The following is a 17,634-nucleotide window of genomic DNA, read 5'->3' as shown; positions in this document are numbered from 1 at the left end:
CCCCACCCCGGAAGCACTCCGGCCCGTACCCGGTCACCGCCCGGCGATGTCGGGACCGGACCCGCAACGGCCGGAGTGCTTCCGCTTTTGTCCGGCCCTCTCGTCGACGTGAAGATCGACGGGTGTCGCAGGAACAAGGCCGCGCTGTGGCACCACTCCTGGGCCTGAGTCGCCCACCAGGTGCAGATGCTGATCCGGCACGAAGGCGTGGGCGACGCCGCCCACGCCTGGCTCCTGCAGGAGCTGCCGCACTACCTCCAGCACGAGAACTCCGGTTGCCACGGCTTCCAGAACACGGGGCCCACCTGGGTGCCCGTACGACGGGGCATCGACGAGGAGACTCTCTGCCAGGGCGACCGGCGCGCCGTGGAGGTCGTCGAGAACTGGGAGAGGCACCCCCCGACCTCCGTGTCGAGACGCTGACCGACGGATCGGCGGGAGGCCCGCGCGGCCCCTGGAACGCCTGCGTCCGGAGCCGGGCGACATCCTCCCCCTGGACGACGCGCAGACCACCGGCTTCGGGCGCTCGCTGTTCAGGAGCATGGGCGACACCCGCGGCACTGCGGAGTCCGGGTTCATCCGCAGCGTCGACCAGGCCGTCGACCGCTTCCACGCCGGCGTGGTGACCCAGCTCGACCGCCGGAGCGGACGGCGGGCGTAAGACTTCCGTCACCACCGGGAACGTTCCTTTCGCCGTCCCGTACGACTTGAATGGAGCCATGAGGACTTCGGTGATACGCAGACCCGTGGTGATCGTGGGGCTGGTGGTGGTCGCGGTGGTGGCCGTCGCCGGGCTGTACTGGTTCCAGCCCTGGAAGCTCTGGGTGGACGAGACCGTGCGCGAGGAACTGCCCGCGGCCGCCCCGGCCGACGCGGCCTCGCCGGACGCACCGGGGGCGTCCGCGGACACGACGCCGCCGGCCGCGTCCGCGCCGGAAGTGCTGGCCACGGGGCGCTTCATCAGCCATGAGCACGACACGACCGGCAGTGTGAAGATCGTCCGACTCGCCGACGGCTCCCGCACCCTCCGGATCGAGGGCCTGGACACCAGCAGCGGCCCCGACCTGCGCGTCTGGATCACCGACGCACCGGTGAAGGAGGGCAAGGACGGCTGGCACGTCTTCGACGACGGGCAGTACGTCAGCCTCGGCAAGCTGAAGGGCAACAAGGGCGACCAGAACTACGCGCTGCCCGCCGACGCCGATCTCAACCGCCTGACCAGCGTCACCATCTGGTGCGACCGCTTCGACGTCTCCTTCGGCGCCGCGGAGCTCGGCAAGGCGGCCGCGTAGCCTGAGAGCACGATGAACATCTTCACCACGTCATGGGGCGACCTCGGGCTCACCCGCTTCCCCGAGGACCCCCGTGACCCGCTCCGCGCCTGGGACGCCTCGGACGAGTACCTGCTGCGCCATCTGGAGGGCGAGACGCTCGACGGCACCGTGGTCGTGGTGGGCGACCGCTGGGGAGCGCTGGTCACGGCACTCGCGGCACAGCGGCCCGTGCAGATCACCGACTCCTGGCTCACCCAGCAGGCGACCCGCGCCAACCTCGTCCGCAACCGCTCCGTCGAGGAGGCCGACGGCGTGCGTCTGCTGTCGACCCAGGACACCCCGCCGGACCGGATCGACGTCCTGCTGGTCCGCGTCCCCAAGAGCCTCGCGCTGCTCGAGGACCAGCTCCAGCGGCTCGCGCCCCGGCTGACCGCCGACACGCTCGTGGTCGGCACCGGCATGGTGACGGAGATCCACACCTCGACGCTGAAGCTCTTCGAGCGGATCATCGGCCCCACCCGAACGTCACTCGCGGTCAAGAAGGCCAGGCTCATCCACTGCGCCCCCGCACCGGACCGCACCGGACCCGCGGCCGTCCCGGAAGACCTCTGGCCTCGCAGCTACACGCTGCCGGCCGGCATCGGCGTGATGTCTGGACGCCCGGTGACCAATCACGCGGGGATCTTCTGCGCCGACCGCCTGGACGTCGGTACCCGCTTCTTCCTCGAACACCTCCCCGACCGCCGCGGTCCGCTGCGCGTCGTGGACCTGGGCTGCGGCAACGGCGTGGTCGGTACGGCCGTGGCGGTCGCCAACCCGGAGGCCGAGGTGGTGTTCACGGACGAGTCGTTCCAGGCCGTCGCCTCGGCGGAGGCCACCTTCCGGGCGAACACCGGACCGTCCGCCCGTGCCGCCTTCGCCGTCGGCGACGCGCTGTCCGGGACGGAGCGCGGGTCCGTCGACCTCGTGCTGAACAATCCGCCCTTCCACACCCACCGAGCGCTGACCGACAGCACCTCGTGGCGCATGTTCACCGGCGCCCGCAGGGCCCTGCGCCCCGGCGGCGAGCTGTGGGTGATCGGCAACCGGCACCTCGGCTACCACGTCAAACTGCGCCGGATCTTCGGGAACTGCGGGACAGTCGCGAGCAACCCGAAGTTCGTGGTCCTGCGCGCGGTGAAGCGCGGCTGACGGGCGGGGCGTCGAGCCGGAAGCCGGGAGCCGGTCCGGACCCGACGCACAGGGGCCCGGCCGGCCGAGCCGCGTGAAGCGGTCCGCCGAGCCGGGCCCCTGGGCCCTGAACCGTGGCGTGTACGGGATCAGTGGTTGTTGACGCCGTTGCCGGAGAGCACCGGGACGTCGTCCAGGACGTGCGACAGCGGCTCGTCGCCCTTGGCCTGGGTCGAGTTCTCGGCGCACTGCTGGGCCTGCGGGTTGGCCAGGACACCGATGTCCTGGACGCCGACCGGCACCAGACCGACGAGCGAACCGGCGTTGGCCTTAGCGGGCAGACCCACGCACAGCTTGTTCAGCGAACCCTGAACGGCGCTGAGCTGCGGGCTCTGGGCGCCGTAGGTGGCCGAGTTGCCGTAGATCTGCGCGGCGTCATTGCCGCTCAGCGACGTCGTGCCGCCGTCGTCGCCGATGGCCATTGCCTGCGGGGCGGCGGTCAGCGCGGCTCCGGCCACGGACGCGGTCACGGCTGCTGCTGCCCACAGCTTCTTCATGGTGGTTCCCTTCGGGGAGGTTCGCGATGTTCGGGGCGTCGGGATGCGCACTCCACCGGTGAGTGATGTACGCAGTGATCAACACCGGCCTCCGTGCCCCGGTTGCGGCCTGTAACCCGATCGGCCCAGCGCGGACGGCGCTGTTCGGGACGTTCGGTTCTTTCGCACCAACGAGCCCGGGCGGTACGGGATATTGGGGGCATGGCGGAGCACAAGGGCCGTTGGGAACGGCAGGGGCTGATTCCGGCGAGTCGCACGGAATCGGAAGGCGATAGGGAGCCGGTGGACCGGGTCAGGCCGGCGGTCCGGCCGGTCGCGGACCGCTCGGTGGAGCCCATCTACGCATCCCTCATGGCCAGTTGGTACGCCCAGGGGAGGACCGTTCCCGGCGTCCATGACCGAGAGTGGTCCGACCTCGTCTCCTGGTCCTGGCCCCGCTGGTGAGCGGGCGCCGCGCCCGTCGCTCCCACGGGCGGGCGCGGTACGGCGGCGTGGCGACACGCCTCCGGGAGGTCAACCAGGCACCCACGCGAACGGGCCGGGCCGCCGCGGAGCACCGCGAACGGTCCGGCCCGGCCGGTGTGGGCGACGGTCAGCCGTTGCCCTGACCGTTGGCCGAGAGCACCGGGATGTCGGAGAGGATGTGCGACAGGGCCTCGTCACCCTTGGCCTGGGTCGAGTTCTCCGTGCACTGCTGGGCCTGCGGGCTGGACAGGACGTTGAGGTCCTGGACGCCGACCGGCACCAGACCGACGAGCGAACCGGCGTTCAGCTTGGCCGGCAGTCCCACGCAGGGCTTGTTCAGCGAACCCTGGACGAGAGCCATCTGCGGGCTCATGTTGCCGTACGTGGCGGAGTTGCCGAACACCTGCGATGCGCCGACGCCACTGGCCGACGTGGTGCCCGTGTCATTGCCGACGGCCAGGGCCTGCGGCGCCGCCGCGGCCGAGGCGCCGACGACCGACGCGGTGACGGCTGCAGCCGCCATAGCCTTCTTCAGCACGAGTTGATCCCTTTCCTGGGTTCCTTGGGGTGCCGGGTTCCCGGGTTTCTGAGAGCGGACTTGGGCGCCCGTTTCCCGGAGCCTCCTGACCAACTCGGACCAGCGGACTTGGTTCTTCCGCTTCACTCCAAAGGACGGTGCCGACGGCGACCGGTGTGCCGTTCGGCCAGAGCGTTTCCCTGATCCGCCGGCGGCTTCCCGTGCGCGTCGCGAACGAACCCGCCATGAGGGCTGTTCGGGTGAAGTAACGCAACCAAACGTCCTCCGTTCAGTTTGAGTCGGTGCGCAGACGAGCTGGAGTGTTCCTGCAGAAAGGCAAGCAAGTGATGATCAAGAAGGTTATGGCTGCGGCTGCGGTCACGGCCTCCGTAATCGGTGCCTCGGCCGCCGCCGCCCCCCAGGCCCTGGCCATCGGCGACGACACCGGTACGACGTCCGCCAGTGGCGTCGGTGCCTCGCAGGTGTTCGGCAACTCGGCCACCTACGGTGCCCAGAGCCCGCAGCTCGCCCTGGTCCAGGGTTCGCTGAACAAGCCCTGCGTCGGTCTGCCGGCCAAGGCCAACGCCGGTTCGCTCGTCGGTCTGGTGCCGGTCGGCGTCCAGGACCTCAACGTCCTGTCCAGCCCGCAGAACCAGCAGTGCACGGAGAACTCGACCCAGGCCAAGGGTGACGAGGCCCTGTCGCACATTCTCTCCGACATCCCGGTGCTCTCCGGCAACGGCGAGGGCAACAGCTGAGCCCCCGATCCGGCCCGGTTGTCGGGTTCGGCCGTCCGGGCATTCGAGTGAATTGAGCGGAGTCCCGGGCCGCAGAAGGGTTTCCTCGGTCGGCGCGGCTCGTTGGCAGGGCGTCGTGGGCATTGCCCGTGCGTTTCCACGTCACTCCGACCGCCGAACAGAAGGAGATCCGATATGAAGTTCAGAAGGACAACGACGGTGCTGGCGGGACTCGTGATGGCCATGGGAATGGCTTCGCCCGCGCTTGCGGACTCCGGTGCCACCGGTGTCGCGACCGGCTCGCCGGGAGTGCTTTCCGGGAACGTCATCCAGATTCCCGTACACATTCCGGTGAATTCCTGCGGCAACTCCGTCAATCTCATTGCCGTGCTGAACCCTGCGTTCGGCAACCTCTGTGTGAACGACTGACATCCAGTCCTCGCATACAGCCCTTAAGGTCGTTTTCCGTCGGTCCTGGGGCGTGCCCTGCGGCACCGCCCCGGGATCGGCTCGCGAAGCGAAAGCGGGAAGAACAACAACATGCGACAGGTCATCAGCAAGGGAATTCTGACGGCCGCGGCGGCCACCGGGATTCTGTCCTTGACCAGTGTGTACGCCAGCGCCGACTCCCAGGCCGACGCCGAGGCAGCGAACTCGCCCGGCGTACTGTCGGGCAACAACGTCCAGGCCCCCGTGCACGTGCCGGTCAACGTCTGCGGCAATTCCCTGAACGTGGTCGGGGTCCTCAACCCCGCGTTCGGCAATGCCTGCGTCAACGCCTCCGACGGGGGCGCGGGCGGAGCGTCCGCGGAGGGTGCCACTGTGGGCTCCCCGGGCGTCGCCTCCGGCAACAACGTCCAGGTGCCGGTGGACGTCCCGGTCAACGCCTGCGGGAACACCATCGACGTCATCGGCGCCCTGAACCCGGCCGGCGGCAACAACTGCGGCAGCGGCACGGCCGAGACGCCGCTGACGCCGGAGAGCCCGGTCACCCCCGAGATGCCCGAGACCCCGGTGATCCCGGAGATGCCCGAGACCCCGGTGACGCCGGAGATGCCCGAGACCCCGGTGACGCCGGAGATGCCCGAGACCCCGGAGACCCCGGAGACCCCGGTGACCCCGGTGACGCCGGAGAGCCCGGTCACCCCCGAGATGCCGGAGGTTCCCGAGGTTCCCGAGGTTCCCGAGGTCCTGGTTCCTGTGGTGGACACCCCTGTCGACGACCGGGTCGTCGACTCCTCGACGACGGAGCAGCTGGCCCAGACCGGCGGCAACGCCGGCACCCTGGCGGCCGGTGCCGCCGCGGTCGGCCTGCTGGCCGGCGGCGCCCTGCTGTACCGCCGCGGGACGGCCGCCGCGCGTCGCTGAACGGCCGCGCTCCCCGTGTGAACCTGGCCGGGAGAGTCCCTCATCGGACTCTCCCGGCCGTGGCGTGTCAGGGCGGGCCGTCCGGCCGGCGACGGACCCGGGGTCGTCCTCGCCGGGCGGGCGCGGTCCGGAACGGCCTCATCGGCGGGCCGGCGCGCTCGAGCGCGGCCGGTCAGTCCCCCGTCGAGCCGCCGCCCGTGGGCCGGGCGGCCGAGACCTCGCGGTAGACGTTCGCGATCGCGGAGGCGCTGTGCCGTACGTCGTGCGTGGCGAGGACGTGCTGGCGGCCCTGGCTGCCCAGTGTCCTGCGCAGCGGGCCGTTGAGCAGCAGGTCGCCCACGGCCGTGGCAAGGGCGTACGGATCCTGCGGGGGCGTCGTGCAGAACAGTGCGTGCCCCGGTGGCAGGCTCTCCCGCGTTCCCGCGACATCCGTGACCACGACCGGCCGGCCGCAGGCCATCGCCTCCAGGGGCGTCAGGGCCATGCTCTCCCAGCGCGACGGGACGACGACCAGATCAGCCGCCCGGTACCAGGGCGCGGAGTCCGGCTGGTCGCCCGCGAACCGGACGGACGCCGGGGCCGACGCGCGCAGGGCGTCGGCCCCGGGGCCGTCCCCGACCAGCACGAGGCGGGCGTTCGGCAGTCTGCGCAGGACCTGCTCCCATGCCGCCAGCAGTACGTCCTGCCCCTTCTGCCGACACAGCCGTCCCACGCACACCACGAGGGGCGCGGACGCGGGCAGGTCGGCGACCAGTGGCGGAAGGTTCCGCCGCGCTCCGTCCGCGGCGGGCCGGAACCGCTCGGTGTCCACGCCGTTGGGGACGACGGTCCACAGCGCCTCGACGCCGGCCGCCGCACCCTTGCGCCGCTCCGTCTCGCTGACGCAGACGATGCGGTCGGCCCAGCGAGCCCCGTAGCGCTCCCATCGGCGGGCCGGGCCGGCCAGGAGGGTGCCGGCCGCACCGAACGACCAGACGTGCGGCTGGAAGACGGTGGGGATCCGGCCGCGCAGCGCGAGCCGGGCGGCGAGCCCGGCCTTGGGCCCGTGCGCGTGCACGAGCCGTGGGCCGGCGGCGCCGACGATCCTGGAGAGTTGCCCCACCTCGTGGGGCAGCAGCGGGCCGGGTTTCTTCCCGGCACGCCACCGGTGGACACCGGCGCCGAGCGCGAGCACGGCGTCCGCGAGCATGCCGCCGCCCGGGCATGCCACCGCCACCGGAGTTCCTCCGCGGACCTGATGGGCCACCAGGTCCAGGACGACCCGGGCCATCCCGCCGTCGGCCTGCTGGACGACGTGGAGCACGACCGTCCGGTCCGCACGTGGGCCCGCGCCCGGTCCGGACGGCGGGCGCTGGACGGTGCGCCGGACCCGGTCGGGGCCCTCTCCGGACGGAAGGGCCGGCGGGAGTTCCGGTGCACGGGGCATCGGAAAGTGATCCGGCTGCTGCCGGGACTCAGCACGCTGCGCGGATCGTCGATTCCGATTCATATCCAAGGCTATTCACATGAGCGGGCCGGTGGGGGGCGGCTTCGTGCGCTCTTCGCGGAGCCGGCGCGAGAGGTGACTCTAGCCCTATTTCTTTCCGGCGCCGGACAGCCCTTGGCCGGAGCGCCGGAGTGCGGATTAATCCTTTTGGAGTTCCTCCGTGTCCGGACTTCGGGTGCCCTCGTTGTTGCTTGCGCCGCATCACTAACCCCCCGGAAGGAAGAAATAATGAAGCGAATCGCGAAGTCGGTCGTGTTTGCGGGCACGGGCGTCGCCCTGATCATGGGCGGTGCGGGCATGGCCGTCGCGGACAGCGGCGCGGCCGGTGCCGCCGAGGGCTCGCCCGGCGTCGCGTCCGGCAACGTGGCCCAGCTCCCGGTCCACGTCCCGGTGGGCGTCTGCGGCAACACCGTCGACGTCGTCGGTCTGCTGAACCCGGCCTTCGGCAACGTCTGCGCCAACGACTGACGCGTTCGGGCGTCCGGCGGCGCACGCCGCCGGACGCCCGCAACCCTGTGCGCCGACCGGTTGTTCACTCCTTCGGCCGCACAACCTGGCAGACCTCGCCGCCGTTGAACCATCGGACCGGGCAGTCACGCACGGCCACTGAACATTTTGACCAAGGAGTGCTTCTCCATGTCGCGTACCGCGAAGGCTTTCGTCCTGTCCACCCTCGCCGCCGCCGCTGTTGCGGGTTCCACCGGCATCGCCGCCGCCGACAGCGGCGCGCAGGCCGCAGCGGCGGCTTCGCCGGGCGTGCTCTCCGGCAACGTCGTCCAGCTCCCGGTCCACGTGCCGGTCAACGCCTGCGGCAACACCGCCGATGTCGTCGGTCTGCTGAACCCGGCCTTCGGCAACGCCTGCGTCAACGACTGATCGCCTGCACGGGCGCCTCGGGCCGCCCCTCCCGCCCCGGCGGGAAGGGCGGCCTTTTCGTGCCGAGTGCGTCACCGGGGCCCGGACCGGTCGCCTTTCCCGCCCGTGGCCGGGTGAGGGCAATCCGATAGGAACATCCGAACGGGGAGCTTCATTCGGGTGGGCTGGGGGAATCCCCGGCATTCGGGGTTTCCGGCCCGGGTGACGGATCGTTACAGAACACGTAACAGCACAGAACAGCACGACGGGGCATGCCGGGCACCCGCAATGTGCCTGAAGCCTCCGCCACTTGTGCGCGCGACACGCGTTGCCGAAGGAGAGATTCACTGATGAAGCCCATGAAGGTCGCTGCGGTCGTCGCCGGTTCGCTGGTCGCCGCGGGTGCCTCGGCCCCGGCTTTCGCCGCTTCCGAGCTCGCTCCGACCAGTCTGAACGGCGCGCTGGGTACCGTCGCGAGCGAGACCACGGGCGCCGTGGAGCCCCTCACGAACAGGACGCTGGACACGGAGCAGGACGGCTCGCTGCTGAACACGGTCCAGGGCACCGCCGACGACCTGAACAGGAGCAAGGCCGCCGCTCCGCAGCAGCTGCTCGGTGGGCTCCCCCTGGGCGCCTGAGCGGCGTCCCCGGCACGGTCCGGAAGGCCCGGCGGAAGGACTCCGCCGGGCTTCCCCACGTCCGGCGCCCCTGCCGCCGGTCCGTCGGGCGCGGCGGGCGTGGCGGGTCTGCGCACGGATGAGCGAGCGCGACCCCTTCGGGCTAATCGGGCGGTGGGCTCCCCCGCGCGTGTGACAAGGGTGCCCGGAGAGTTCAGGTAAGTCGCTATGGTCCCGAACGTGACCTCAACCCCCGGCGCGGTACGCGCCTTCCGCCCGGCCCGACTGGGCACCCTCGTCGTCATCGCTTGGAGCGGGGAGCACCCCGACGACGAGCGCGACATGCCCTTCCTGCTGGCCTACGCACTCGGGGACGGCGACGGCGGACCGGAGGGGGCCGAGGACGCGGCCCGGCAGCTGCTCGACGACGTGGGTCTGCCGGTCGGGACCGAGTTCGTGGACGCCGCCGAGTCCGTCGGGCTTCCCGTCACGCTGCTGGTGGAGGCGGGCCAGGCGGTGCTGACGATGCCCCACCTCACCGCGCAGTGCACGGTGCCGCAGGAGTGGCTGGCCGCGGTACGGGACCGGGGGCACGTGTACTTCATCTTCGCGACGCGGCCCTGGCCGGACGCCGCGCCGGGGATTCCGGTCACAGAGGACGGGCTGCGGGAGTTCGTCGGCGACGAGTCCGTGCTGTCGACAGCGGCACACTGTCTGCTGCCGGTCCGTCAGCTGCGTGGCTGAGCCGTCACCGGGCGGCAAGAGGCCCGGCTGACGGCGGTAGGACCGCCGGCCGGGCCTGGTTCACACCTTGCTGGTCAGAGCTGCCGGACACCGCTCGCCGGGCGGGAGGGCGCGCGGTGCGCGCCCTCCCGGGCTGTCCCGGCGAGCCTGAATCGTATTCCGGTGCCCGCGGCGGCGGCCGCCGCCGGGTGAGGAAGCGTCAGCTTCACGGTGGCCTCCTGTCAGAGGGGGGTTGCGGACACCCGCGACGCTAGTCCGGATCTGACGATCCGTCGTGTCGAGCGGGGCGGCGATTACTGCGTGTGCGCATCGGCCCAGGTGACGAAGGGCCGGGGAGTCGGCCGGACGGATCCGGCCGGAGAGGGAGTCTGGAGAGACATGGGGACACGAGCCAGGACGCGCGTCCCGCGTCCCGTGACGGCGCCGGATGACGCCCCCGCGACCGGGGTGGGCGCGAGCCGGGGCTTCGCCCTGATGCTCGTGGTCACGGGCGCGGCGGGGCTGCTCGCCTCCTGGGTCATCACGCTCGACAAGTTCCGGCTGCTGGAGGACCCGGGCTTCACCCCGGGGTGCAGCCTCAACCCCGTCGTGTCGTGCGGCAGCATCATGAAGAGCGAGCAGGCGGCCGTCTTCGGCTTCCCCAACCCGATGCTGGGGCTCGTCTCGTACGCCGTGGTGATCGCGGTCGGGGCCGGGCTGCTGGCGGGGGCCCGGTACCGGCGCTGGTTCTGGCTCGCGCTCAACGGGGGAGCGCTCTTCGGGGTCGTCTTCTGCACGTGGCTGCAGTTCCAGTCGCTGTACCGGATCGGCGCCCTCTGCCTGTGGTGCTGTCTCGCCTGGGTCGCCACGATCGTCCTGTTCTGCCGGGTGACGCGGCACACCGTCGGGCACCGGATGCTGCCGGCACCGGCCGGTCTGCGGGACGGGCTGCGGGAGTTCGGCTGGCTGCCGCCGGTCGCGTGGACGGGGATCATCGGCATGCTGGTGCTCACCCGCTGGTGGGACTTCTGGACCGGCTGAGTCCGCCGGGGTCCAGGCTCGGCCGGGCATCCCGCGGCCGGGGCGCCGACCGGGGTCAGACCTCGGGGACGCGGGCGAATCGGCCCGCGATGTGGAGGTCGGATTCGATCGCGGCGGCCGTGGCGCGGAGAGGGGGGAGGACCCCGGCGAGGCACTCGTCGGTCGTGCGGCGGGCCGTGTGCATGGCGACGTTCAGCGCGGCGACGATGCGGTCCGTGTGGTCGCGCACGGGGACGGCGAGCGAACGGAGCCCCTCCTCCAGCTCCTCGTCGACCAGTGCGAACCCCTCGTCACGGACGCGGTCGAGGAGGCCGAGCAGGCGTGCCGGATCGGTGACGGTATGTGAGGTCAGCGGGCGCAGTGCGGTGCGGGCGAGACGGTCCGCACGCTCCCGGGCGGGGAGTCCGGCCAGCAGGACCCGCCCCATGGAGGCGGCGTACGCGGGGAAGCGGGTGCCGACGGTGATGTCGACACTCGTGATCCGCTCGGTGGCGACGCGCGCGGTGTAGCGGATGTCGTCCCCGTCGAGGACCGCGAGGGACGCGGAGTCGTGCACGCGGCGAACCAGTTCCGCCATGTGCGGGACGGCGATGTCGGGGAGCGTCGTCCGGGACAGCGCGGGGCAGCCGAGGGACAGCACGCGCGGAGTGAGCCGGAAGACGCGGTCCCCGGAGCAGACGTAGCCGAGGTGCTCCAGGGTGATGAGCGCGCGGCGGGCGGTGGCCCGGGCCAGGCCGGTGGCCTCGGCGACCGCGGTGAGGGACAGTTCGGGGCGGCCCTCGCCGAAAGCGGTGATCACGGTGAGTCCCCTGGCCAGCGACTCCACGAACTCCGCGCCGAGTTCCTGCTTGGAGGCCGTGGTCCAGTGGGCGAGGCCGTCCGGCGCGGGTGCCCCCGCGGCCGGGCGGTCCCGCCGCAGCTCCTCCTCCATCGCGGCGACGGTCTCCCGCACCGCCGGCAGCACGGCGCGGCCGAGCGAGTCCGCGGTGTGCCGGCTGGTGTGGCTGACCACGTTCACCGCGCAGACGACGGAGCCCTCGCGGTCGTGCACGGGCAGGGCGACGGCGACCAGTCCCGGCTCGATGAGCTGGTCGTCCAGGGCCCAGCCGGCCTCGCCGGCGCCCGCTGCCCGTCGCCGGAACGCCTCCTCCCCGGCGGTGGACCTTCCGGCCCCGAACGGCGTGCCTCCGTCGTCGGCCCCGGGGGCGTCACCGATCCGGGACGCCCAGGTGCGCTCGGTCCATACGGCCGCGAACACCGCGCCCGCGGCGGTGCGTTCATACGGCAGCAGGTCGCCGATCCGGAAGGTGGGCGACATGGCCCGCCGCCGGGTGGTCTGGTGGACGAAGCGGATGCCGTCGCGGTCGGGGACGGCGAGCGAGACCGGCTCGTCGAGCTCGTCGGCGAGGCGCTCGGCGAGCGGGCCGAGCCGGCGCGGCAGGGACAGCGCGGCGAGGTAGGCGTTGCCCAGTTCCATGAGCCGTGGAGCCAGCCGGACCTGATGGGCCCGGAGGCGTACGTACCCCATCCGCGCCAGCGTCGCCGCGACGCGGTCGGCGGTCGAGCGGGCCAGCCCAGTGGAGCGCGCCAGGTCGCTGAGGTCCATCCGGCCGCCCGCGTCGCTGAGGGCGCGCAGCACGGCGATACCGCGCATCAGCGGAGCCACGGCCTCAGCGGGGGGAGCGGCTGGCATCGGTTCTCCAGGGCGTTGACATGTGTGCCGGGTGCACGCAGACTCAGGGCGAGCCTCAGATGAACTCTAGTTCACCTGGCGAACGGGACGAGTGGAAGCCTCCATGGACAAGGTCAATCGGTCCGCCGCAGAGGCGGTGGGCGACAGCGCGGACCACGCGTCGCTCGCCGTCGGCGGCTTCGGCCTCGACGGAGTGCCGAACGCGCTGGTAGCCGCGCTGCACGCCCGCGGGGTGCACGGGCCGGGCATCGTCTCCGACAACCCCGGCACGGACGGGAGCGGCGCCCCCGGGCCCACCCCCGACGAGGTACGAGACAAGGCAGGAGCTGAGCCGTCATGACCGACCGCCTCCGTGACGTCTACGTCGTGGACGCCGTCCGCACCCCCATCGGCAAGTACGGCGGCGCCCTCGCCGGGGTGCGGCCCGACGACCTGGCCGCCGGGGTGCTCGGCGCCCTCGTCTCCCGTTCGCCCGAGCTCGACCCGGCACGGATCGACGACGTCTTCTTCGGCGACGCCAACGGTGCCGGCGAGGACAACCGGGACGTGGCGCGGATGGCCGTGCTGCTCGCCGGCCTGCCGGTCACCGTGCCCGGCACGACCGTGAACCGGTTGTGCGGCTCCGGCATGGAGGCCGTCATCCAGGCCGCGCGCGCCGTCGCCGTCGGCGACGCGTCCATCGCCGTCGCGGGCGGCGTCGAGTCCATGAGCCGCGCCCCCTGGGTGCTGCAGAAGCCCGATCGCGGCTTCCCCGCCGCCCACCAGCAGCTGCACTCGACCACGCTGGGCTGGCGGATGGTCAATCCGCGGATGCCGCAGGAGTGGACGGTGGGCTTGGGCGAGGGCGCCGAGCTGCTGGCCGACCGGTACGGCATCGGCCGCGACGAACAGGACGCGTTCGCCCTCGCCAGCCACCGCAACGCCGCCCGCGCCTGGGCCGACGGGTTGTACGACGGCGAGGTGGTCCCCGTCGACGGCGTGGACCTGACCCGGGACGAGTGCATTCGCGACGCCACCTCCACCGAGGCCCTGGCCGCGCTGAAGCCGGTCTTCCGCAAGGACGGCACGGTCACCGCGGGCAACTCCTCGCCGCTCAACGACGGCGCCGCCGCGCTGTTGCTCGTGGACGAGGACGGGCTGCGCGCCACCGGCCGGGAGCCGCTCGCCCGCGTCGGCGCCTCGGCCGTCACCGGTATCGAGCCGCAGTACTTCGGCGCGGGCCCGGTCGAGGCCGCCCGGCGTGCGCTGAAGAAGGCCGGCCGCGAGTTCGGCGAACTGCACACGGTGGAGCTCAACGAGGCCTTCGCCGCGCAGGCGCTGGCCTGCCTGGGCCAGTGGCCGGACCTCGATCCGGCCCGCGTCAACCCGCGCGGCGGCGCCATCGCCATCGGTCACCCGCTCGGCGCCTCCGGGGCCAGGCTCACCGGGGCCGTCGCCCACCAGCTCGCGGCCGCGGGCTCGGGCACGGGCCTCGCGACGCTGTGCATCGGCGTCGGGCAGGGACTGGCCCTGGTCCTGGAGAGGTGACGTGGCTCCACCTCCAGGTGCCGTGCGGCGCGGATCCCGCCGGCCGTGCCGCACGTGGCGGCGGAACCGGCCGAGAACCACACGGGTCTGCTGCCCCGCTGACCGCGCCGCGAGCCGACACCGGCCCCGTCCCGGTGGCCGGCCGGGAGCGGAGAGCAGGTACGGAGGAACGGGGACGGAGGCGCCGGGGCGTTCGCGGCCCTACGGCTCCTGCGGGGTCAGGTGCAGCGTGAACCAGTCGCGGGCCAGATCGGACACCTCGTCGAGCGCCCCGGGCTCCTCGAAGAGATGCGTCGCACCAGGGACGACCACCAGACGGCACTCGCAGCGCAGCGCCGACTCCGCCTGGCGGTTGAGGTCGAGGACCGTCGTGTCACGGCCCCCGACGATCAGCAGCGTCGGGGCGCGCACCCCGGGCAGCCGTGACCCGGCCAGGTCGGGCCGGCCGCCGCGAGAGACGACGGCACCGACCTCGGTGCCTGCGCTCGACGCCGCCCAGAGCGCCGCGGCGGCACCGGTCGACGCACCGAAGTAGCCGATGGGGACGGGGGTGCGGGTGCGCAGCCACGCGGTGGCCCCCGTGAGGCGGTCGGCCAGCACCTCGATGTCGAAGACGTTCCTGCGGTCGGCGGCCTCCGGCTCGGTGAGGAGGTCGAACAGCAGGGTGCCGAGGCCGGCGGCGTTCAGGGCAGTCGCCACGGCCCGGTTGCGCGGGCTGTGCCGACTGCTCCCGGAGCCGTGGGCGAACATCACCACCGCGGCGGCGCCCTCCGGCAGGGCGAGTTCGCCGGCGAGCCGCACCGGGCCCGCCTCCACCTCGACGTCCTCGGGCTTGGCGGGTTGCGGCGGGTCGGCGGCCGACTGCGCCAGCAGCGCGACGACCTCCTCGTCAGGGGTCTGCGAGAAGTCCTGGTACCACTCACCCACTGCCGAGAACGCCCGCGGTGTCGACAGGCACACCACCTCGTCCGCCTCGGTGCGGAGCCAGGACACCGCGTCCGGCGGCGCGACGGGGGCGGCGAGCACGACCCTGGCCGCTCCCTGCGCACGCACGACCTCGCAGGCCGCGGCGGCCGTGGCCCCGGTCGCGATCCCGTCGTCCACGACGATCACGGTCCGGCCCCTGATGCCGACGCGCGGCCGGTCGGCCCTGAACCGTTCCGCCTGCCGGGTCAGCTCGGCGGTCTCGGCCCGTTCCACCGACGCGACGTCCTGCTCGGAGACATGGCCCCGGCGGACGATGTCGTCGCTGATGACCCGGACGCCGCCCTCGCCGATGGCCCCGAATCCGAGCTCCCGGTGGTACGGCACACCCAGTTTGCGTACGACGATCACGTCCAGCGGCGCGCCCAGCGCCCGTGCCACCTGGAAGGCCACCGGCACCCCGCCCCTGGGCAGCCCGAGCACGACGGGATCGGCCTCCCGCAGATGTCCGAGTGCCCCGGCGAGGCGCTGCCCCGCGTCGACGCGATCGGTGAACAGCACAGTGGCTCACCCCCAACAGGGGTTCTCCTTTCGAACCAACCCCATGGGGGGCCGCTTCGCAAGTCGGGCCGGAGCGCGCCTCACGTGCCGTCCGGCAGGCACACGACGGGGATCCGCTGCACCAGGTTGTTCCCGAAGCCGCCCCGGTTCCACGGCTGGTCGAGGGGCTGGGTGCGGCCGTCGGCGTCGGTGGCGCGGGTGACGAGCACATGACTGCCGGGGGTGGCCGTCCAGGCCGTGTGCCAGTGGCGCCAGGCCCAGCCGCCGCCCTCCGGCACGTCCAGCGCCGCGTCGTGCCAGGTCCGCCCGTCGTCGCTGCTGACCTCCACCCGTACGACCGGGGCGTGGCCGGACCAGGCCCGGCCCTCCAGCCCGGTCCGGCCGGGGCGCAGCACCCTGGTGCGGGACATGAAGTCGGGGAAGCCCGGCGGGATCATCAGGGCCCGGGGGGCGATGCGGGTGACCGGCTCGCCGGGCTCGTCCGCGGACTGCCGGTAGCGGTACGCGACGGACTGCTGGAAGCCGGTGAAGGGGGTGTCGGTCAGGGTGATGTCGCACAGCCACTTCACCTGGGCCATGCCGTACCAGCCGGGCACGACGAGCCGCACGGGGTGGCCGTGCTGCGGCGGCAGCGGACCCCCGTTCATCGCGTACGCGACCAGTACCTCCGGGTCGTCGCCCACGGCCACGCCCAGCGGCAGGCTGCGGCGGTAGTCCTGTTCGACGCCGCGTTCCACACCGTGGTCGGCGCCGGTGAACACCGCCTCGACGGCGCCGGACTCCACCCGGGCCTCCCGCAGCAGCGTGCGCAGCGGTACGCCCGTCCACTCGGCGGTGCCCACCGCCTCCACCAGCCACGGCTGGCTCACCGGCCGGGGAGTGAGCCGGGCCCGCCCGTTCCCCGCGCACTCCATCGTGACGCGGAGCGTGACGGACGGGTACGACCTGAGGTCCGCCAGGGTCAGCCGCAGTGGTGTCCGCACCAGCCCGCCGACGCCGATCCGCCAGTCGGCGGCCTCGGCGGCGGGGATGTCGTAGTGGACGAGGACGTAGTGCAGCCCCGGTGGCGTCAGCCGGTACCGGAGTGCCTCCAGCGGCATTCCGTGGTTGCGGGCGGCGAGGGCCAGCTCCTCAGGGCTGATCCCCTCGCCGGGTCCGGCGACCCGCCCGGGAAGGCTGACGGCCGCGAGGTCGCGGTCCATGCCTCCATCGTGCGCCGCCCGCCGTCGGGCGGCAGCACACGCGACCGGCAGTAGGCGCTCAGGACCAGGAAGCGCTGGAGAACAGTCCGCCCAGTCCGAACGATCCGGTGTCGGAGAAGTCGATCGGCTCCTCGTGCCGCCGGTGCCGGCCCGAGTACTCCCTCGAACCGGTCGCGTACTCCCTCGAACCGGTCGCGTACTCCCTCGAACCGTTCCCGTAGTCCCGCGACGGGACCGAATGGTCCCGTGAGCCACTCGAGTAGTCCCGCGGTGCGACCTGGTCGGCTTTCACGAGTTGGCCGTCCGCGGCGAGGGTCTGTACGCGCTGGAGAACCGTTCGCAGTTCCAGACCGAGTTCGTTCGCGACGACCTGGAGATCCAGCCCGGAGTGCCAGCTCCACACCAGAACGGAATCCATCGAGGGAGACCAGACGGGACTCGCGGGCTGCGTGGACGGAACGGGCTGGACGGGTTCGGCCCAGATCTGTTCCTCGACCACCGGAACCGAATAGGTACCGGTCGGCTGCGACGGCTGTGCGGTGGCGTACGGGGACACGGGCGGAGCCGAGGCCGGCACCGCGGCCGGCTCCGCCCGGGGAAAAGACGCCGTGGTCTCCCCGGCCGTCTGCACGGGTTCCCCGTCCGTGTCGGCCGACTGGTCCGACATTCGTGTCAGTAGATTTGCCGCGACGGTACGCGCGCCTTCCCGGCCGACGGTCCTGCGGGCAACCCTGACCTCGCGTTCCGGCAGGCCCATCATGCCGGCGACGGTGCCGTCGTCGCCGACCACCACCGCGAATGCGGCCAGCATCCTCGTACGGTCGGCCTGGGCCTCGTCGAGTGCGCTCTGGGCCAGCCGCACCCGGTCGTCGCTGGTGCAGAAGGCATTCGCAAGGACTGTATTTCTTTCCCACAAC

Annotated in this window: 20 protein-coding genes and 1 pseudogene; 14 read left to right on the top strand and 7 right to left on the bottom strand. The window is 72.4% G+C overall.

Translation table 11 applies throughout. The features are described 5' to 3' along the window. Window positions 1-84: 84 nt before the first annotated feature. The 3 genes and pseudogenes from FEF34_RS18100 to FEF34_RS18090 all read left to right on the top strand — a co-directional run. Window positions 85-661 (top strand): annotated as a pseudogene (locus FEF34_RS18100) (hypothetical protein); the annotation flags it as partial. Window positions 662-719: 58 nt separating this feature from the next. Beyond that, window positions 720-1,292: a DM13 domain-containing protein gene (locus FEF34_RS18095; RefSeq protein WP_171052999.1), complete on the top strand. Its 573-nt coding sequence runs from the start codon at window positions 720-722 to the stop codon at window positions 1,290-1,292. Between the two features lie 12 nt (window positions 1,293-1,304). Further along, window positions 1,305-2,465, top strand: a complete 1,161-nt coding sequence (locus FEF34_RS18090; RefSeq protein WP_138054096.1) for a methyltransferase — start codon at window positions 1,305-1,307, stop codon at window positions 2,463-2,465. 128 nt (window positions 2,466-2,593) lie between these two features. Here FEF34_RS18090 and FEF34_RS18085 read toward each other — a convergent pair whose 3' ends face one another. Beyond that, on the bottom strand, window positions 2,594-3,001 hold the full coding sequence (locus FEF34_RS18085) for a rodlin (protein WP_138054095.1): 408 nt from the start codon (window positions 2,999-3,001) through the stop codon (window positions 2,594-2,596). A gap of 201 nt (window positions 3,002-3,202) precedes the next feature. Between FEF34_RS18085 and FEF34_RS18080 the strand changes: the two genes are divergently transcribed. Further along, window positions 3,203-3,445 carry a hypothetical protein gene (locus FEF34_RS18080; protein ID WP_138054094.1) on the top strand — a complete coding sequence of 81 codons (243 nt, stop codon included), beginning with the start codon at window positions 3,203-3,205 and terminating at the stop codon, window positions 3,443-3,445. Between the two features lie 148 nt (window positions 3,446-3,593). On the opposite strand, the gene FEF34_RS18075 is transcribed toward FEF34_RS18080, so the two are convergent. Continuing rightward, window positions 3,594-4,004, bottom strand: coding sequence for a rodlin (locus tag FEF34_RS18075; protein WP_171052998.1), 411 nt, complete (start codon window positions 4,002-4,004; stop codon window positions 3,594-3,596). 326 nt (window positions 4,005-4,330) lie between these two features. Between FEF34_RS18075 and FEF34_RS18070 the strand changes: the two genes are divergently transcribed. From FEF34_RS18070 to FEF34_RS41305, 3 genes are all read left to right on the top strand, one after another. Further along, window positions 4,331-4,741, top strand: a complete 411-nt coding sequence (locus tag FEF34_RS18070; RefSeq protein ID WP_138054093.1) for a rodlin — start codon at window positions 4,331-4,333, stop codon at window positions 4,739-4,741. A gap of 174 nt (window positions 4,742-4,915) precedes the next feature. Next, window positions 4,916-5,149 (top strand): chaplin, encoded by a 234-nt coding sequence (locus tag FEF34_RS18065; RefSeq protein WP_138054092.1) that lies wholly within the window; start codon window positions 4,916-4,918, stop codon window positions 5,147-5,149. Between the two features lie 111 nt (window positions 5,150-5,260). Continuing rightward, a complete protein-coding gene (locus FEF34_RS41305) occupies window positions 5,261-6,088 on the top strand; it encodes a chaplin (RefSeq protein WP_171052997.1) in 828 nt (275 codons plus the stop codon). A gap of 172 nt (window positions 6,089-6,260) precedes the next feature. Here FEF34_RS41305 and FEF34_RS18055 read toward each other — a convergent pair whose 3' ends face one another. Next, window positions 6,261-7,514, bottom strand: coding sequence for a glycosyltransferase family 4 protein (locus tag FEF34_RS18055; RefSeq protein WP_138054090.1), 1,254 nt, complete (start codon window positions 7,512-7,514; stop codon window positions 6,261-6,263). 288 nt (window positions 7,515-7,802) lie between these two features. Here FEF34_RS18055 and FEF34_RS18050 point away from each other — a divergent pair, with 288 nt between their 5' ends. From FEF34_RS18050 to FEF34_RS18030, 5 genes are all read left to right on the top strand, one after another. Then, window positions 7,803-8,042: a chaplin gene (locus tag FEF34_RS18050; RefSeq protein WP_138054089.1), complete on the top strand. Its 240-nt coding sequence runs from the start codon at window positions 7,803-7,805 to the stop codon at window positions 8,040-8,042. Between the two features lie 168 nt (window positions 8,043-8,210). Then, window positions 8,211-8,450: a chaplin gene (locus FEF34_RS18045; RefSeq protein WP_138054088.1), complete on the top strand. Its 240-nt coding sequence runs from the start codon at window positions 8,211-8,213 to the stop codon at window positions 8,448-8,450. Between the two features lie 329 nt (window positions 8,451-8,779). Then, the gene (locus tag FEF34_RS18040; protein WP_138054087.1) at window positions 8,780-9,067 is read left to right on the top strand and encodes a hypothetical protein; all 288 of its coding nucleotides are present in this window, start codon (window positions 8,780-8,782) and stop codon (window positions 9,065-9,067) included. Between the two features lie 219 nt (window positions 9,068-9,286). Then, a complete protein-coding gene (locus FEF34_RS18035) occupies window positions 9,287-9,790 on the top strand; it encodes a DUF5949 family protein (protein ID WP_234042444.1) in 504 nt (167 codons plus the stop codon). A gap of 378 nt (window positions 9,791-10,168) precedes the next feature. Further along, a complete protein-coding gene (locus tag FEF34_RS18030) occupies window positions 10,169-10,810 on the top strand; it encodes a vitamin K epoxide reductase family protein (RefSeq protein ID WP_138054085.1) in 642 nt (213 codons plus the stop codon). Between the two features lie 55 nt (window positions 10,811-10,865). Here the strand turns inward: FEF34_RS18030 and FEF34_RS18025 are convergent, their stop codons facing one another. Further along, a complete protein-coding gene (locus FEF34_RS18025) occupies window positions 10,866-12,503 on the bottom strand; it encodes an IclR family transcriptional regulator domain-containing protein (protein ID WP_138054084.1) in 1,638 nt (545 codons plus the stop codon). A 103-nt stretch (window positions 12,504-12,606) separates the two neighbouring features. On the opposite strand from FEF34_RS18025, the gene FEF34_RS18020 reads away from it, so the two are divergent. Both FEF34_RS18020 and FEF34_RS18015 read left to right on the top strand, forming a co-directional pair. Next, complete coding sequence (locus tag FEF34_RS18020; RefSeq protein ID WP_138054083.1) at window positions 12,607-12,843, top strand: CoA-transferase; 237 nt, start codon at window positions 12,607-12,609, stop codon at window positions 12,841-12,843. Further along, window positions 12,840-14,030, top strand: coding sequence for a thiolase family protein (locus FEF34_RS18015; RefSeq protein ID WP_138054082.1), 1,191 nt, complete (start codon window positions 12,840-12,842; stop codon window positions 14,028-14,030). Before FEF34_RS18020 ends, FEF34_RS18015 begins: the two co-directional genes overlap by 4 nt. Before the next feature lie 201 nt (window positions 14,031-14,231). Here the strand turns inward: FEF34_RS18015 and FEF34_RS18010 are convergent, their stop codons facing one another. The 3 genes from FEF34_RS18010 to FEF34_RS18000 all read right to left on the bottom strand — a co-directional run bounded on the left by FEF34_RS18010 (window position 14,232) and on the right by FEF34_RS18000 (window position 17,579). Then, a complete protein-coding gene (locus tag FEF34_RS18010) occupies window positions 14,232-15,515 on the bottom strand; it encodes a phosphoribosyltransferase family protein (RefSeq protein ID WP_138054081.1) in 1,284 nt (427 codons plus the stop codon). 80 nt (window positions 15,516-15,595) lie between these two features. Further along, window positions 15,596-16,717: a sulfite oxidase gene (locus tag FEF34_RS18005; protein WP_138054080.1), complete on the bottom strand. Its 1,122-nt coding sequence runs from the start codon at window positions 16,715-16,717 to the stop codon at window positions 15,596-15,598. Between the two features lie 58 nt (window positions 16,718-16,775). After that, a complete protein-coding gene (locus tag FEF34_RS18000; protein WP_138054079.1) occupies window positions 16,776-17,579 on the bottom strand; it encodes a hypothetical protein in 804 nt (267 codons plus the stop codon). Window positions 17,580-17,634: the final 55 nt, after the last annotated feature.

It is taken from the genome of Streptomyces marianii (assembly GCF_005795905.1).
Taxonomy (GTDB): Bacteria; Actinomycetota; Actinomycetes; order Streptomycetales; family Streptomycetaceae; genus Streptomyces; species Streptomyces marianii.
Note: the sequence above shows the minus strand (reverse complement) of the source record. Positions and strands in the feature narration are given on the sequence as shown.